The organism is Stutzerimonas chloritidismutans (genome assembly GCF_051486945.1).
GTDB classification, from domain to species: domain Bacteria; phylum Pseudomonadota; class Gammaproteobacteria; order Pseudomonadales; family Pseudomonadaceae; genus Stutzerimonas; species Stutzerimonas chloritidismutans_B.
The window spans coordinates 465332-482201 of record NZ_JAHVDX010000002.1; the positions used below are offsets into that span (position 1 = coordinate 465332).

The following is a 16870-nucleotide window of genomic DNA, read 5'->3' on the forward strand; positions in this document are numbered from 1 at the left end:
CGCCTTCATTGGACGTAGAACCCGAAGGGGCCGCGAGACAACTGGGTCACCTCGCCGGACATGGCGGGCGCGGTATCGAGCGGCGTGGCCAGCGACGGCTGGCGGACCGGGTCGACCAGATACGGCGTGATGAGGATGACGAGCTCGGTCTCGTTGCGCTGGAAGCGCTTGGAGCGGAACAGGTTGCCCAGCACCGGCATATCACCGAGCAGCGGCAGCTTCTCGATGTCCTGGCTGCTGTCGCGCTGGAACAGCCCGGCGATTGCGAACGTCTGGCCGCTGCCGACCTCGACCCGCGTATCGGCGCGGCGCACGCGAAACGCCGGGACGCGGAAGCCGGAGATGTCCACCGGGCTAGTACCCATCAGGCTGCTGACCTCGGGACGCACCTGCAGGGCGATCCGTCCGCTGGGCAGCAACGTCGGGTTGAACAACAGCGAAACACCGTAGGGCTTGTACTCGATGCCGATCATTTCGCTGTTCACCGGCACCGGAATCGGCACCTCGCCACCGGCCAGGAAGCTGGCCGTCTCGCCGGTCATGGCGGTGATGTTCGGCTCGGCGAGGATTTCCAGCACGCCATTGCTTTGCAGCGCCTCCAGCATCGCATCGATGTTGACGTTGCCCGAGCTGACCCCGGCGCTGATCAGATTGGCCGCACCGGTCAGGCCGCTGCTGGTCACCAGGCCAAAGGAAAAGGTGCCGTTGTTGAACAACGCGCTCCAGTTCACGCCATAGCGCAGCAGCTCTTCACGCGACACCTCGGCGAAGCGCACTCGAATGTTGACCTGCGCGGAGCCGTTGACGGTCGCGGTGTTGACCGGCTCGTCGCCGGCCGGGTCCATCAGGGCATTGAGGCTGATCGCCTCGGCCACGCTGCCCGCCTCCCCGCGAGCGATCAGCCGGCCACCGGCGCCCTGGACAGTGACGCCGCTCTTTGGTGCGAGCTGGCGCATCGCCTGGGACGCCGGTTGCGCATTGGCATTGACCGACAGTTTCAGCGAGGCAATTTCGCGTTCCTGGCCGTCCAATGCGATGAGGCTGGTCTGCCCGGGACGCTTGCCGAACACGTAGATCGTGCCGGCCGAGACCACCTGCAGGTCGGCGATGCCGGGCTCGGCGACCAGCACCGAATCCACCGGCGAGTCGAAGCGCAGTACGCGCCCTTCACCCGCGGCGAGCTCGACGGTTGCGGTGCTGCCGCGGCCGATCGTCTGCGCGCTCAGCGGAACGGCGGTCAACAGGGCGAGCGCCAGCGCGGCGTAGCGTAGAAGGTTCGTCATGATGCGCTCGCGAGGCGTGTGGTCTTGCGGGGCGTAGCGTCCGGCCTGACAGGCTGTGGCAGCGCCAGGCTGGTGAGTACGTGCAAGCTGTACTCCGGCGCCAGCTCACGGTAAGCGAGTACGCTCACGTCGAGGTCCTCGCGCAGAGCCAGGCGGCGAATGCAGCGGCGCAGTTCCGGGCGCACCACCAGCACGCCACGCTGGCCTGCCGGCAGCTCGACACAGGCTTGCTTGAGCTGGGCCGCGAGCGGTCGCACCAACTCTTCGGGCAGCATCTCGCGAGCAGCATCGAGGCGGCGCATGGCGCCGCGCAGCCGCTCCTCGGACTCGGGCTGCAGCACCCAGGCCGCGATCACGCGGTTGCGATCAGCATGCTGATGGCTGATCTGGCGGGCCAGCGCTGAGCGCAGGTGCTCGACCAGCCGCACCACATCACCCTCGCGCCCGCCCCATTCGACCATCGCTTCGAGCAGGGCCCGCTGGTTGCGGATCGAAACGCCCTCCTCGACCAACAGGCGCAGCGCTTCGGCCATGCGCTGCAACGAGACCAGCCGCAACGCTTCCTTGATCAGCTCGCCATAGCTCGGCTCGATGCGCTCGAGCAGCTGGCGGGTCTCCTGGATGCCGAGGAAATCCCCGGCGTAGCGGCGCAGGGTGCGGTCGAGCACCTCGCGCAGCAATTCGTCGGCACGCAGGTAACCGATGCCGGCCTGTTGCAGCTGTGGCTCGTGCTCGCTGGCGACCCAGTGCGCGGGGCGCCGGGTCAGTGGCGACGTGGCTTGCTGGCTCGGCAGGTTCAGCAAATCGAGATGCAGCGGGTCATCCTGCAGCAGCACGTTACCGGCCGGAACCTCGCCCTCAGCCACTGGTACCCCTTCGAGCGCCACGCTGAAACGGTGCTCCGCACCGCCCATCTCCACATACAGCCCCGGCACCGGAAACGTGATCCCAAGGTCGGCCTGCAACTCGTTGCACAGCGCTTCGATCCGCTGCTGCATGGGTTGCAGCGGCACCCTGACAGCGAGCCCAGTACCCAGCGTGAGCAGCACTCGGCTGTCCGGCATCGCCGCCGGAAGTGGCTGCGCGTCGCTCTCGGCCTCGGCCAGAACGGGTTCAGGCAAGGTCTCGGGTTGTTCCGCCTCGGCTGCCGCAGCGCTCCGGCGTGACAACCGGTAGGACGCCAACCCCAGGATCAGCGCCAGGCCCAGAAACACCGCTGCCGGAAAACCTGGCAGCAAGCTGACGCCTGCGAGGATGGCGGCCGTGAGTCCCATCGCACGGGCGCTAGAACCAAGCTGCTGGAAAATCTCGCTGCCCAGGTCCTGGTCGCTGCCCTCGTTTTTGACCCGCGTGACCACGGTGCCCGCCGCTACCGAAATCAGCAGCGCCGGAATCTGCGCAATCAGACCGTCACCAACGGTGAGCAGCGAATAGGTATGCACGGCGTCGGAAAACGCCATGCCGCGATCGAGCATGCCGATCAGCAACCCGCCGATCAGGTTCACCGCGAGGATCACCAAGCCGGCGATGGCGTCGCCCTTGACGAACTTCATCGCCCCGTCCATCGCGCCGAACAGCTGGCTTTCGCGCTCCAGGTCCGAACGACGCTGGCGTGCCGTGGCCTGGTCGATGTCGCCGTTGCGCAAGTCGTTATCGATGCTCATCTGCTTGCCCGGCATGGCGTCGAGCGTGAAGCGCGCTGCCACCTCGGCCACCCGCTCGGCGCCCTTGGTGATGACGACGAATTGCGCCACGGTGATGATGAGGAAGATCACCAGGCCGACCACCACCTCGCCGGCGATGACGAAGTCGCCGAATGCCTTGACGATGTTGCCCGCATCGCCATCGAGCAGGATCAGGCGCGTGGTGGTGATCGACAGCGACAGGCGGAACAGCGTGCTCAGCAGGATCAGCGGCGGCAGCGCGGACAGCTCGACCGCACGGGTGATGTAGAAGGCCACGATCAGGATGAGGATGCTCAGCGCGATGTTGGTCCCGATCAGCAGATCCACCAGGTAGGTGGGCAGCGGGATGATCATCATGGTCACGGCCATCAGCATGAAGGCTGCGATGACCACATCTGTGCGCTGCGCGGCGAGCCGGGCCAGGCCGTTGAGTCGGGCGGTCAGGTTCATTGACGCTGGCGCTCCCTGAGGTAGTGCTGGAAACAGTCGCGGGCTTCTTCCTGTTGGCCGGCATGCCAGCAGGCGCGGCTGCGCAGCAACAGGCTCGCAGGCGTCTCACCTTCGAGCACGACCAACCGCTCCAGCGCGCGCAAGGCGCGCGTTCCGTCACCCTGCGCAGTGAAGGCGATCACCAGGTTGCGCAGCAAGGCGGCATCGTCCGACAGCGCCTGGCTGGCCAGCAGGAACATCACCAGCGCCTTCTGCGGCTGGCCGCCGCGCTGGTAGATTTCGCCCAGGCCCTGGAGCAGCCGTGCGGCCTCACGATCACGGCTCGACATCACGCCAGTTCCTCCTGCCGATAACCATCGAGCAACTGGCGCCATTCGATTTCCTGTGCGATCACCGCGTCGGCTAGCGCGAGGGTCTGCGGGTCGGCCTGCAAGGCCGGCAGGAGGTGTTCACGTGCATGCTCGAGCAATTCGAGCGCACGCGAGCCGGAAAACAGCGACGGATCGAGGCTACCGACCTCGCCCAGTTGTTGCAGGTCACGCTGCAGCGAAAAGCGGTCGCCCGCGCCACGGTGCTTGAGCAAGGCCTCGAAATCGGCAGCGCGGCGGGCCGAGTCGGTGCGCGCCGGCTCACCCGCCGGACGAACCGGCGCGGTAGACAGCGCGGGATCGAGCCTCATGCTCAACCCTCGTCCGCTTCGGTGTTCAAGGTGAAGGCGAAACGCTCATCGCCACGGCCGAGCACGACCCGATCCGCGTCGATCGATTGCAGTGTCCAGCCGCCTTCCAGCGCCGCGCCGGGGTACAGGTGCCCGCCAGTGGCGTCGATTACGTAAGGGTTGTCACCAAACCAAACGGCCTGGAAGCGCACTTCGGGGCGCTTGAACGGCTCGCGAAGGCTGATATCGCTATGCAGCGGCACGTGGCGGCCGTGGCGAACGTCGAAGGCTCGTTGCAGTGCGGCCCAGCGTTGGTGCTGTTCCGCCGTCAGGCTGCCCTGAGCACGTAGCTGGCCGCCCTGCTGGCGGATGTCCAGCGCGTCGAGCCCCGCCGCACGGGCGTCGCGCTCGAGCTCGTCGCGAACCTGATCGAGCGAGGGGCGCTGCGCCGCGGGAGTGGTCAGTGCCGATTCGACGGCCAGGTGAGCCTGGAGGGGCGCTGCGTCTTCGCGCAACACGGCCAGCGCGCCGGCCCCGAGCGTCATGAACAAAATGGCCATCACCCATTGCAGGGTGCCATTCCAAGCCGGCGTGGAGGCGGCTTCGCTGGCTCGGGCTGGTGCCTCGAGCTTCAACCGCGCTTCGCCAATGCTGAGTTCCAGTGGCAGTTGGGCGCGGTACCCGCTGCCCTGCTCGACCGCCACACTGCGGCCGTTAGCGGTGGTGACCCGGACGTCACCGCCCAGCGCCTCCACCGAGACATGACGCGCCGTCAACCGCAGCGTCACATGAAGCTCGGCGACACCCGCGTCCCCGAGTACCAGATCCGATTGTTGACCCGCGCCGATGCTGCAGGTCGCCATGTCCAGCGGAAGCGATACGCCCTGGTGCACCCCTTCGAGCACGTTGAGCGTCGGGGTGTGATGGTGGTCGATACCTGACGGGATGGAAGCCATGGCTGTCATCTGGATCACCTATCGAAACCAGGCGCGTCGAGCCGACACGCGAGGGCGGAACCTGAAGCTGCGTGCGGCGAGCTGCCGCGCCGCAGCCGTTGACGAGAAACGCGCAGGCGATGCCAAGGCACCGCCCACGCGCCCAGGTCAGTTCTGAGGACGCTGCTTGGTGGCGTCGAGCTCAGCTTTTTTCGCCGTGGTGATCTCGGTGATCTTGGCGGACTTCTCAATTGCCATGTCGAACACAGCTTCCATCTTGGCAATTGCTGCGTCGGTGTTGCCGCTGCTCACTGGGGGAGTAGTGCTCATCGGTGTCTCCTGAGAATTTGAAAGGCGTTTGCAGATGAGGTGATGCGGGTGCATCGCGTTACCGCCGCAGGTCGCCGCCCGCTCGTGACGGGCTTGATCTACCGCAGTGATTTCATCCTAGAAGCAGGCGCAGGCCGCCTGTTGTGAAAGGTTGTGAAAGCTCATGAAGCTATGCCTTTGCGAGCAATCACTTAGCGTGGCCGATTGCGCAGGCGTCAATAAACCGCCTTACGCTCGAGCTGCGCCGGCCTATTGCAGGCCGTACTTCTTGACCTTGTCGAAGAGCGTCGTCTTGGCCAGCCGCAACGCCACACTTGCCTGGCTGAGGTTGCCGCCATGGCGCTCCAGCGCCGCCGCCAGCAGGCTGCGCTCGAAGGCTTCCACGGCTTCGCTGAAACCGGGCGCCGGCACGTCGCCGAGCTGACCGGGCTTCTTGAAGATGGGCAATCCGAGGGCGAAACGTTCGGCAACGTTGCGCAACTCACGCACGTTGCCAGGCCAGTCGTGGGCCAACAACGCGGCCAGCGTCGGCCGGTCGAGCTCCGGCGCCTGGCGATCGAATCTTAGAGCCGATTGCTGAAGGAAATGCTCGAACAGCAACGCGATGTCCTCGCGCCGCTCACGCAGCGGCGGCAGCTCCAAGGTGACCACGTCGAGTCGGTAATAGAGGTCGCTGCGAAACTCCCCGGCGCGGCCCATCTCGGCGAGGTCCGCCTTGGTGGCGGCGATGATGCGGCAGTCCAGCGTGATGGATTCGTTGGAGCCGAGCCGTTCCAGGCAATGCTCCTGCAGCACCCGCAGCAGCTTGATCTGCAGGTTCAGCGGCATGCTCTCGATCTCGTCGAGAAATAGGGTGCCGCCGTTGGCGTACTCCATCTTGCCGATGCGCCGTTTGGTCGCCCCGGTGAACGCGTGGGCCTCATGACCGAAGATTTCGCTCTCGAACAGGTTCTCCGGCAGGCCACCGCAGTTGAGCGCCACGTAAGGCCGCCCGCGCCGTCCGCTGCTGTCGTGCAGGCAGCGGGCAATCAGCTCTTTGCCGGTGCCGGTCTCGCCGACGATGAGCACGTTGGCATCGGTGTCGGCCACGTTGGTAATGAGTTCACGCAGTGCTTCGATGGCAGGCGAGCGACCGATGATGCGTTGCTCCAGTGCCTGACGGCCGGCGAGGTGTCGACGCAACTGCGAAACTTCGCGGGCCAGCCCGCGCTGTTCGAGCGCGCGACGTGCCACCTCCACCAGCCGCTCGGGCGAGAACGGTTTTTCGATGAAGTCATAGGCGCCGTTGCGCATCGCGCCGACCGCCATGCCGATGTCCCCGTGGCCAGTGATCAGTACCACCGGCAGGGTCGGATCATCCTGGTGGAGGCGCTCGAGCAATTGCAGGCCATCCATGCGTGGCAGCCGGATATCGCTGATGACGATCCCGGGAAAGTCGCGGCCGACTCGCTTGAGCGCCTCTTCGGCGCTGCCGACGCCGATACAGGCGATGTCTTCGAGCTCCAGCGCCTGGCGGCAGCCGAGCAGTACGTGGGGGTCGTCTTCAACGATCAGAACGGTGAGGGTTTCGGTCATGAGGCGCGGCTATCCGGGCTCGAGCATTGCGTGACCCGCGGCAGGGTGAGAATGAACGCGGCACCTCCCCCTGGCGGATGAGTGACGGCCAGGGTGCCGTTGGCAGCGGCCGCGAGGCTCGCCGACAAGGTCAGCCCCAGCCCAAGGCCGGCATCGCCGGGCTTGGTGGTGTAGAAGAGTTCGAACAAGTGATCGCGCGCCTGCGGCGGGATGCCCGGGCCGTTGTCGCGCACCTCGACGAGGTATTCGTCGCCCTGCTCCCGGCCGGTCAACCACAGCCGCGGCTCGGGCTGACCGCGCAGTGCATCGAGGGCGTTGGCGATGAGGTTGACGAGGATCTGCTCCAGGCGTGTCTGGTCGATGGGCAGCGTCACCGGCTCGTAGTCGTGCGTAACCTCAGGGCGCACCGCTTCGAGGCGTGGGTGCAGCATTAGCAGGGACGCCTCGATCGCCGTGTGCAACTGGGCATGGCCCGTATCATCAGTGCCGCGCGCGAATGAACGCAGGCTGCCGGTGATCTTGCCAATGCGGTCGACCAGCTCGCTGATGGATTCGAGATTGGTACTGGCCGTTTCGATCGCGCCGCGCTGCAGAAAGCGCACTGCGTTGGCCGAGAGCGTGCGCAGCGCCGCCAGCGGCTGGTTGATCTCGTGGGCGAGATTGGTCGACATCTGGCCAATGACCGCCAGCTTGCCGGAGCGGACCAATTCGTCCTGCGCCAGGCGCAAGGTCTGCTCGGCCTGCAGGCGCTCGCGAATCTCGGCCTTGAGGCGTTCGTTGGTGGCACAGAGGTCGGCGGTGCGCACGTCGATGCGCAGCTCCAGCTCGCGGTTGGCACGCTCGAGCGCTTCGCGTGCATCGAGCCGGGTGCTGATTACCTTGCGGCGCTGGTTCCAGACGATCAACAGCACGATCAACAAGGCACAGCCGGCCGCGGCCAGCATGGCGTTGCTCAGCGCATTGCGGCGCTCGTCCTCAAGCGGCGCCAGCAGGGTCAGGTGCCAGGGCGTGTCCTCGAGCGGCAGGCTTTGCGACAGGTAGTCCAGCGGGGCGCTCGCCGCATCGTGCAGGCTGTCGTCGTAGCGGACCTGCTCCAGGCCGTCGCCGAGCGAATCGCGCTCACGCAGCCGCAGTTCGTCCAGCCGCCACCAGGAATACTGCAGGCTGTTGGCCAGACGCTCACGGGTCGCGAGGCTCAGCGGGCGGATCGACTTGAGCCGCATCGCCGGGTCGCTAGACAGGATGATCACGCCGTTCTCGTCGCTGATGTATGCATCCACCTGCGCACGTTTCCAGCGCTGTTCCAGGGTGTCGAGCCGCACCTTCACCACGGCCACACCGTAGATGCTGCCTTGCGGGTCGGCCAACCCGTGCGCGAGGTAGTACCCAGCTTCGCCCCGAGTGCTGCCGATGCCGTAGAAGCGCCCGGGCAGGCCGGCGATGGCGTCCTGGTAGTAGGGGCGAAACGACAGGTCCTCGCCCATGTAGCTGTCCGGCGCGAGCCAGTTGCTTGTCGCGACCACATGGCCGGTGCGGTCGAGCACGTACACCGCCAGGCTACCGCCCCGCTCGTTCAACCCCTGCAGGTAGCGATTGACCTCGCGCTGGCGCCCGCGGTCGCCGGGTTGCTGCAACAGCTGCCGAACCCCCTCATCCAGCTCCAGCAGGCTGGGCAGGTAGATGTACTTGCTGATCTCGCTCTCGACGGCGCGGGCGTGCAACTCCAACTGGCGCTCGCCACTTTCGGCTAGCCGCTCGATACCCGCATGCTCGCCGATGACGAAGGTGACGTAACCGCAGCCGAGCACCAGCAGCAGGGCCAGCACGGGCAGCAATAGGCGTCGGAGGCGGCGTTTTCTCACGGTGACGGGCATACCGAGGCGAAATCCTTTGCAATGACCCTTACGAGATGAAGGGCGTTCCTCGGCAGGGGCAAGCGGTCGAACGAGCGGAGCGAGTGGTCATCGCGGCGCACTGTGCCGTACAGGCGCCGCGTTCGTTCGAGCCGTCAGAATGGCTCAGCGCACCTGATCGAGCCACTTGTCCAGATCGCGACGGCTGATCTTGCCGTCCTCCCTGGTGTTGTTGGAGTGATACCGGATGGTATCGAGAAACTCGAAGAATTCTGAGTGCTCCATCAGAAAACGCACGGCCTCACGTTGCTCCTCGGTGGCCTCATGCTTGCCGCTGAGCAACTTCTCGAAATCCTTGTCGCTGACGATATCGTCGCTGCCTTCCCAGTCATCCCAGCTGTCGGTGATGAGGTCGATCTTGTCCTTGTGCTCCTCGTAGAACGCCTTGTCGAAGCGGCTGCTGTGCACGACCAGGTCCTTGGTGGTGTCTCGGAACCAGTCATCTCCAATGCGCTTGTCCTTCTCGACCTTCTCGGTGAATTCCTTGAAGTGTTCGGGCTGCGCTTCCCACACGGGCATGGAGTCGGGGAACCACTCGCGATACTGCTCGTTGTTCTTCAGGAAGGTGTAGTTGTGCTCATAGCGCACGTGGATCAAGTAGTTGAGCTTGTCCCCCCAACCTTCTTCCAGCACGCCGTCCTTCTCCAGCCCGCGGAAGAAGTCGCGCACGCCTTCGGCTGTCTTCTCGTCGCGTTTCATCGCCGTTACGCCGCCGATGATCGCGGCGATCAGGCCGATCACCGAGCCCGCCGCACCCAATACCGAGGACGCAATGGCCGCGCCGCCCACGCCAAAGGCCGCCGCGATGCCGGTAATGCCCATGCCGGTGCCGAACGCGCCGGCGCCGATCTGCAAGCCCTTGGCCGCGAATTCCTCGGGCGTGCCGCCTTCCTTGATGAGCTTGTCCAGCCCCATACCGCCCAGCACGATATCCAGGATGCCACCGGCCGAGTCGGCCATGCCGCCGATGGCCGACAGCGCACCGCCGATCCACTGCATGCGCTGGTTCTTGCGCACCGAGTCCGCATCCGGGGCGTTGTTGCTGATGGCATCGACGTGGTTGCTGACGCGATCACGCTGGTCATCCGGTAACGCGGTGATGGTGTCTTCCAACGCGGGTCGCGAGGCGGTCAGGCGGTTATCGAAGGCCTCCCAGAAATTCTCTGGCGTGAAGGGCTTGCCGAAGTCGGGGTTCTCGATCTGTGGCTTCTTATCGGGCGAGCCCAGCGTGGGGTCGAGCATCTCCAGGGGGATGTCGGTGGTGAGGTCCGGCTTTTTCGGCGGGTGGCGTTTGTCCCACACGGTCTCGCGCAGGTCCTTGCCGATGCCCAGCGCGTCGGCAAGCCCGGCGTTCTTGAACATTTGGTCGAAGGCGCCGGTGACCATGGTGGCCGTTGGCGCCAGCACACCAACGAATGACAGGAAGTTGCGCGCTACCTCGATCCGCTCCGCCGCGGTTTCGCCGAAGTTCAGCCCGCCATCAGACATCTTGTAGATACCGGCGACCATGCCCAGCATCCCGGCCGATGAACTCAGCACGCCATGCTTGGCCAGCGAGCCAAGCACGCCACCGACACCGCCGCGCTGATCCAGCGGAATCTTGGCCTTGTCCATGGCCTTGTTCAGCTCGTCGCCGGTGATGGGCTTGGGCTGGGCACTGGGGTCGTTGAGGTTGGCCACGGCGCGGTCGCGCACGACCTCCTCGATGGCCGGCCTGGCGTTGGTCAGGTTCTCGACCATTTTCTGTTCGCTGGGCTTGAGCTCCAGCTTTTCCTGACCCTTCTCCTTACCGCCACCGAAGTAGTAATTGAAAATGTCCGAACCGCGCTTGGAGCCGAACACTGTCGACATCGTGGTCGCGATCATGGTGGTGACGACGTCGCTCGTGGCCTTGTCGATGTTCTCGGATCCGACGCCCTCGGCGCCGTCTTCGAATATCTCGTTGAGTTGCTCGATAGGCACGCCGAACTTGAGTTCGATATCGATCTGTTCGGCCAGGTCAGGGTCGAGCGCGCGCAGCGACTGCATGTCACTGGCGTAACGCGCCTCGGCGACTTCGCCCTTGCCGTCCGCCTTCAGCTCTTCGAGCGCCTCCTGGTATTCGGGGTCGCGCATGGTGTCGGCGATCTTGTCGCGCAGCTCGTCCTTGTCCTTGACCTTGTCTACCGCTTCTTTGAAGAACTTCTCGTTGTCCTCGATGATCTCCGGCTCGTTCGCCAGCCGCAGCAGTTCCTCGCCCAGGGCGTTCTCGTCCATCAGGCCGCGCATGTCGGCCGGATCCATTTCGACCTGATCCGGCAGGTAGGAGGTGTTGTCTCCCGTACCGAAGGCATTGCGGTTAGTGGTGTAGGGCAGGTACTTGAAGCCACCGCTGAGCGTCGCCTGGGCTTCGAGCAAGCGCAGGTATTTGGCCTTGTCCGAATCTTCCGGCTCGTCCTTGTAGGCCTCCTTGAGCTTTTCGTAGTAGAGCTCGCCGACCGTCTTGTCCTTTTCGGTGGTCTTGGCCCGCATCAGGTCGGTTTCCTCGGCCGTCGGCAGGTCTTTGTCCTTGAACACGTCGTCTGCGCTGGACTGCTGCCCCTCGACCTGATCGCCATGCAGGGTCGCGAACTGTTCCGGGGTAAGGCTCTCGATCACGATGAACTTGCCGCGCCCCGGCACCTCGATGGCCTTGACGCCATCGGCCAAGGTTTCGACTTTCGAGTCGCCGGTAATGACGGGGGTGTCTTGGTCAGGCTGCAAGACGGTAAAGCCTTCGTCGTCGATCTTTTCCATGATCGCCTTTTGCTGAGCGTCCATCTTCTTCAGCTCTTCGTAGGCCTCGGCGTTGTACTCCTTCGAGACGGCGTAACGCTTGCCATCGGCTGTCTCGAACATCGCCGTGCCATGCTCGAAGAGAAAGCCGTCGCCTTCCTCCGCGACGGTCAAATTGAAGCCCGTGTCGAAGTACACGGCCGCATCCATGTCGAGAAAACCAGGGCCGATGAAGCGCAGCGAACCAAGCTCCGGAAGCGAATCACCCGGCTCAACCACCTCGAAGCCACGGGCCTCGTATTGCCCCAACCATTTGCTGTGTTCCTCCGATAAACCGGCCTTTTCCCAGGCTGGCCCGCCCTCGACCTCACCGCCATCGAGCATGGCCTTGGCCTGCTTGTGCAACTCTGGGTGCAGATCTGGATGGATCAGCACCTCTTTCCCGTCCTTATCGGTGACGAGGAGCATGTCGTCCCAGAGCAGCAGCCGATCACCAGTGCGCGCCTGCCAATGGTCGTCGACATTAGCGATGTCGTCCTTGTCGAGCGTGAAGTCGTTTTCCGCCAGGGGCGGTTTGTTATCCAGATAGGGGCCGCGATCCTCGAGGATTTCTTCGCGCCGCTCATCGCGCCCCTTGTTCTCGTCGGCACGCTTGAGGATGGTTTCGAAGACCCCGAGCAGCGGGTTTACGAGGGTGTTGGGCAGGGTTTCGCTAGGGACGACTGGATCGGTTTTGCTCATGGCGCGGGGCTCCCGGGGGGTGGAACGAGGTGCGCATGACAACTTCGAGAGACGAGCCTGGCCACTGTCATCAGAGCGAACTAAACGCGGGTCATCTGCGCCGTGGACGTCCTTATCGATCGGTCCGAGTCGAAGCCGGGCATGAACAGCTCTCATGTCCGCGGGTGTCGGGTCATTGAAGCAACGTGATCCGCACCGCTCAACGCAGAACTGTCATATTTCACAGCTTTTCACAGGCCCAACGCCCCGCAAACGCCGAGAAGATCAGGCCCGTTCGCTCAGCCCCAGCCGGATGCCCAACCCGACCAACACGGAGCCGAGCACCCGATCCAGCCAGAGGCGGAGCCGCTGATTGCCCCGCAACGCCGAACTCGCCCGAGCCACCAGCAGCACCAGCGAACACTCGATGACGATCGCCACCAGCACTACCAGCACGCCGAGCACCAGTAGCTGCGTGGCGACAGCGCCCTGCTCGGGTCGCACGAACTGCGGCAGAAACGCCATGAAGAAGATCGCCGCCTTGGGATTGAGGATGTCGACGAGAATACCCTGCCGATACGCCTGCCAGCCGTTGGTGCGCGGCGCTGGGCGCAGGCTGAACTGGCCGCCAGCCGAACGCAGCGTCTGAATACCCAGGTAGAGCAAGTAGGCAGCGCCCACGTATTTGACGACTGTGAAGGCGAGGGCCGAGGTCGCCAGGATTGCCGAGAGGCCCAGCGCCGCGGCGACCACATGCACCAACGCGCCGCTGCACACCCCGCACGCCGAGGCCACACCGATGCGGCGGCCGCCACTGAGCGTACGCGACAGTACGAACATTAGGTCCGGCCCCGGTGCGATGTTCAACGCTATCGCCGCCGAAAAGAACACCCACCAATACGTTGCGTCGCTCATGACCGCCCCACTCCACAAAACCCGCCGGAAACTCCCACTCTAGACGGCTCTCATCCCAGCCACCAGGCGAAGCCCGTCGAGGATCCACATGCAGCTCGTCGGAAAACTGGCGAAGCTTCTCATTTTCGACTTTTTATTGTCACGACACTGAACTAGGTTTCGGGGAGAATTGTCGGAGCCGACCGACCGCGGCAAGGATTACCGGCTTCACCGGTGTGCCCATCATGCAAAGGAAATGCTCATGATCGATAAAGCGTGCTCCGCTCTCGTATCCACCCCCTCTCGAGTCACTCTGTTGTCCCACAGCGAAGTCCTGGACACCGCCCTGCGCCAATACCTGCACGAGCTGCCGCAACTGCGCATGAACCGCAGTACCGTTCTGCGTGGCCAGCCGGACATGGACCTGGTGCTGATCGATGTCGCCAGCTTCGCCGGCCCGGAGTGCGAACGCCTGCTGCGCCAGCTGCGTGACGTGCCGACCGCGCTGATCAACGCGCAACCGGATCAGGCCCGCACCCTGCTCGTCCGGCACCCCTGGATCCGAGGCGTGTTCTATCCCTCGACCAGCCGCAGCATCTTGCAGCGCGGCATCGCCACCATCCTCGAAGGCGGCGACTGGCTGCCCCGCGCTCTCATGGAGAAGCTGCTCGGCCGCTACCGCGAACTCACCAGCGCCTCGCGCGCCATCGACGACCTGTCCGAACGCGAGAAGCAGATCCTCGCGCTCGCCGGCAAAGGCCTGTCGAACGCCGAAATTGCCGAGCGCCTGCACCTGAGCACCCACACCATCAAGAGCCACATCCATAACGCTCTTGGCAAACTGGGGGCGTCCAACCGTGCACAGGGCGCATCCCTGGTGCTCGGCCACGTTGCCGAGGCCCTGGCTTGACGACCCTCGCGCGGGGGGCGGGCCTGTTCAGCAGGCCTCTGGCGATTGCCAGCAACCCGCGCGAAGCCGCAACGCTCAATGCCATCAGGGCACGCCGGCAGCATGCCAACTGGTTGCGTGCGAAAAAACGTAAAGAAGTCCAAGCATCGTTTGATCTCATCCCCGACCTAGCGAAGGACCTGTCATGACCCGGCTCCACCCTCCCGCCGGCCTGCTGGCCTGCCTGTTGCTCAGCACCAGCGTCGGCGCGACCGAACTGGTCTACTCCCCCGTCAACCCGTCGTTCGGCGGCAACCCGCTCAACGGCGCCTGGCTGCTCGGCAACGCCCAGGCGCAGAACGACACCAAGGACCCGAACGCGCTCGATCGCTCGTCGCTGACCGGCACCTCGGCGCTGGACCGCTTCACCAGCCAGCTCGAGTCGCGCCTGCTGTCGGACCTGCTCGGCGACGTGCGCGATGGCAAGACCGGCTCGATCACCACCGACGATTTCATCGTCAGCATCATCAACGACGACCTGGGCAATCTGGTGGTGAACATTACCGACCGCTTGACCGGCGAGACCTCCGAGATCGTGATCGGACAGAACTGACTAGGAGCAACTAAAGGCCATGAGAAGCCTAATTGTCGCCATGGGGATGATGGCCCTGCTGCAAGGTTGTGCCGTGCGTGATCCGATGCCCGCCGACCAGGAAACCCCAACCCTTACCCCACGTACCTCCACTTACCAAGACCTGCTCGAATTACCGCGCCCCAAGGGTCCGCTGGTCGCCGCTGTGTATGGCTTCCGGGACCAGACCGGGCAATACAAGCCGAGCCCGGCCAGCTCGTTCTCTACTGCCGTCACGCAGGGTGCGGCGAGCATGCTCGTCGATGCCATGCAGGCCAGCGGCTGGTTCATCGTGCTGGAACGCGAAGGGCTGCAGAACGTACTTACCGAGCGCAAGATCATCCGCGCCTCGCAGGCCAAGCCCGACGTAGCACCGAACATTCAGAACGAGCTGCCATCGCTGCTGGCGGCGAACATCATCATGGAAGGCGCCATCGTCGCGTACGAAACCAATGTGCGCAGTGGCGGCCAGGGTGCGCGCTACTTGGGCATTGGTGTCTCGCAGGAATACCGGGTCGACCAGGTCACGGTGAACCTGCGAGCGGTAGACGTGCGCAGCGGCCAGGTCTTGTCCAATGTCATGACCACCAAGACGATCTACTCGATCGGACGCAACGCCAACGTTTACAAGTTCATCGAGTTCAAGGAGCTGCTCGAGGCCGAAGCCGGCTACACCACCAATGAGCCCGCTCAGCTCTGCGTGCTGTCGGCCATCGAGGCCGCCGTCGCGCACTTGATCGCGCAGGGCGTGGACCGCCGCCTCTGGCAAACCGCCGACAGCTCCCCCTCCGTCAAGGACGCGCTGGCCAAGTACCGCAGCATGCCTACCAAGCTCTGACCATCCGATCCTGACGATCAAACACTGACCATCAGGCACTGACCCGCCCGTCGCCCTTCACTGGTGGCGGGTTACCCCCCTCCTCGCGTTCAGCGTCGCCCCAAAACGGAGCAGCCCCACGGCCCGCTCCGCTTATTTGAGGCATTGGTCAGGAATTCACGCCCCATCAGGCCCCGCCCTGCGGCGTTGCCGCCTGCTTAATTCCATGAAAAATCAGGGCTTCTGTGTTATTTACGCTGCGCCTTATCACTTGGCGCGGGCATTGCTTTACGAGCAAAGCCTGACCGCTTGGACAACTACTACAAGCAGTCTCAACTGCACCCCAAGGAGCACACGATGAAACGCAGCCTCACCACCGCCGCGCTCGCGGCCGGGTTGATCCTCAGCGGCCACGCCATGGCCGCGCCGATGTTGTGGCAGAACAACAGCCTGACCTACCTGTACGGCAAGAATTTCGCCGTAGACGCCGGCGAAATCCAGCAGACCATTACCTTCGAACACGCCAGTGGCTGGACCTGGGGCGACATGTTCCTGTTCGTCGATAACAAGTGGTACAACGGCCTGTCCGGCGGCGAAGGCCACACCTACTACGGCGAATTCAGCCCGCGCCTGTCGCTCGGCAAGCTCACCGGGGCCGACCTCTCCTTCGGTCCGGTGACCGACATTCTGCTCTCGGCCACCTACGAGCGTGGCGAAGGCCGCAACCGCAACTACCTGCTCGGCCCGGCCGTCGACCTGAAGGTGCCCGGCTTCGACCGCCTGGCGATCAACACCTATTACCGCAAGCCCGACGGCATCACCGGCAAGCCGGGCGGCCAATGGCAGATCACCCCGACCTGGGCGATCACCGTCCCAGTCGGCAAGTCCGACATCCTGATCGACGGTTACATCGACTGGGTCGTCAACGACGCCGGTTCCAAGTCCAAGGGCGACTACCTCGCCAAGAACTTCCACTTCAACCCGCAAGTGAAATACGACCTGGGCAAGGCGCTGGACTATACCCCCGGCACGCTTTATGTCGGTGTCGAGTACGACTACTGGTCGAACAAGTACGGCATCGAGGACAGCAGCGCCTTCAACACCGATAACAACGTGACCAACTTCATCGTCAAGGCGCATTTCTAAACGCGCGCCTGCGGGCCGGCCGAGCGTTGAGCTCGGCCATCGCAGAAGTCGGGCCGGCCGGTGGCCGGCTCTCTCGCGGGGCGCGACTCCCCCACCGCTTGCCGCAACTCAGCTTCTCGTGGGCGGCCTGTCGTCAGGCCAAAGCATCTATGTTGGTTCGGCTCAGCGACCGCAGCGAGCCGGTTATCGT

Annotated in this window: 15 protein-coding genes; 5 read left to right on the forward strand and 10 right to left on the reverse strand. The window is 64.4% G+C overall.

All coding sequences use genetic code 11. The annotated features are described in order from the left end of the window. Positions 1–5 precede the first annotated feature (5 nt). From KXR72_RS09260 to KXR72_RS09305, 10 genes are all read right to left on the reverse strand, one after another. A complete protein-coding gene (locus tag KXR72_RS09260; protein WP_437420819.1) occupies positions 6–1283 on the reverse strand; it encodes a type II and III secretion system protein family protein in 1278 nt (425 codons plus the stop codon). Beyond that, positions 1280–3418 (reverse strand): type III secretion system export apparatus subunit SctV, encoded by a 2139-nt coding sequence (gene sctV, locus KXR72_RS09265; protein WP_437420820.1) that lies wholly within the window; start codon positions 3416–3418, stop codon positions 1280–1282. The genes KXR72_RS09260 and sctV overlap by 4 nt, the downstream gene beginning before the upstream one ends. Beyond that, positions 3415–3747: a tetratricopeptide repeat protein gene (locus tag KXR72_RS09270; protein WP_437420821.1), complete on the reverse strand. Its 333-nt coding sequence runs from the start codon at positions 3745–3747 to the stop codon at positions 3415–3417. Before KXR72_RS09270 ends, sctV begins: the two co-directional genes overlap by 4 nt. Further along, positions 3747–4097 carry a hypothetical protein gene (locus tag KXR72_RS09275; protein ID WP_437420822.1) on the reverse strand — a complete coding sequence of 117 codons (351 nt, stop codon included), beginning with the start codon at positions 4095–4097 and terminating at the stop codon, positions 3747–3749. Before KXR72_RS09275 ends, KXR72_RS09270 begins: the two co-directional genes overlap by 1 nt. A 2-nt stretch (positions 4098–4099) precedes the next feature. Then, entirely contained in the window at positions 4100–5041 is a 942-nt protein-coding gene (locus tag KXR72_RS09280; RefSeq protein ID WP_437420823.1) for a SctD/MshK family protein, read from the reverse strand. 138 nt (positions 5042–5179) lie between these two features. Continuing rightward, positions 5180–5341, reverse strand: a complete 162-nt coding sequence (locus KXR72_RS09285) for a hypothetical protein (RefSeq protein WP_174236515.1) — start codon at positions 5339–5341, stop codon at positions 5180–5182. 249 nt (positions 5342–5590) lie between these two features. Then, complete coding sequence (locus tag KXR72_RS09290; RefSeq protein ID WP_437420824.1) at positions 5591–6916, reverse strand: sigma-54-dependent transcriptional regulator; 1326 nt, start codon at positions 6914–6916, stop codon at positions 5591–5593. After that, positions 6913–8790: a sensor histidine kinase gene (locus KXR72_RS09295; RefSeq protein WP_437420825.1), complete on the reverse strand. Its 1878-nt coding sequence runs from the start codon at positions 8788–8790 to the stop codon at positions 6913–6915. The genes KXR72_RS09290 and KXR72_RS09295 overlap by 4 nt, the downstream gene beginning before the upstream one ends. 144 nt (positions 8791–8934) lie before the next feature. Next, positions 8935–12324: a hypothetical protein gene (locus tag KXR72_RS09300; RefSeq protein ID WP_437420826.1), complete on the reverse strand. Its 3390-nt coding sequence runs from the start codon at positions 12322–12324 to the stop codon at positions 8935–8937. Positions 12325–12588: 264 nt separating this feature from the next. Then, a complete protein-coding gene (locus KXR72_RS09305) occupies positions 12589–13218 on the reverse strand; it encodes a LysE family translocator (protein WP_437420827.1) in 630 nt (209 codons plus the stop codon). Between the two features lie 241 nt (positions 13219–13459). Here KXR72_RS09305 and KXR72_RS09310 point away from each other — a divergent pair, with 241 nt between their 5' ends. The 5 genes from KXR72_RS09310 (at position 13460) to KXR72_RS09330 (ending at position 16680) form a co-directional block, all read left to right on the forward strand. Then, positions 13460–14107, forward strand: a complete 648-nt coding sequence (locus KXR72_RS09310; protein WP_437420828.1) for a LuxR C-terminal-related transcriptional regulator — start codon at positions 13460–13462, stop codon at positions 14105–14107. After that, entirely contained in the window at positions 14104–14295 is a 192-nt protein-coding gene (locus tag KXR72_RS09315; protein WP_437420829.1) for a hypothetical protein, read from the forward strand. The genes KXR72_RS09310 and KXR72_RS09315 overlap by 4 nt, the downstream gene beginning before the upstream one ends. Beyond that, positions 14292–14699, forward strand: a complete 408-nt coding sequence (locus tag KXR72_RS09320) for a curli assembly protein CsgF (protein WP_437420830.1) — start codon at positions 14292–14294, stop codon at positions 14697–14699. Before KXR72_RS09315 ends, KXR72_RS09320 begins: the two co-directional genes overlap by 4 nt. Positions 14700–14718: 19 nt before the next feature. Beyond that, a complete protein-coding gene (locus KXR72_RS09325) occupies positions 14719–15555 on the forward strand; it encodes a CsgG/HfaB family protein (RefSeq protein ID WP_437420831.1) in 837 nt (278 codons plus the stop codon). A 336-nt stretch (positions 15556–15891) separates the two neighbouring features. Continuing rightward, positions 15892–16680 (forward strand): outer membrane protein OmpK, encoded by a 789-nt coding sequence (locus tag KXR72_RS09330; RefSeq protein ID WP_437420832.1) that lies wholly within the window; start codon positions 15892–15894, stop codon positions 16678–16680. Positions 16681–16870: the final 190 nt, after the last annotated feature.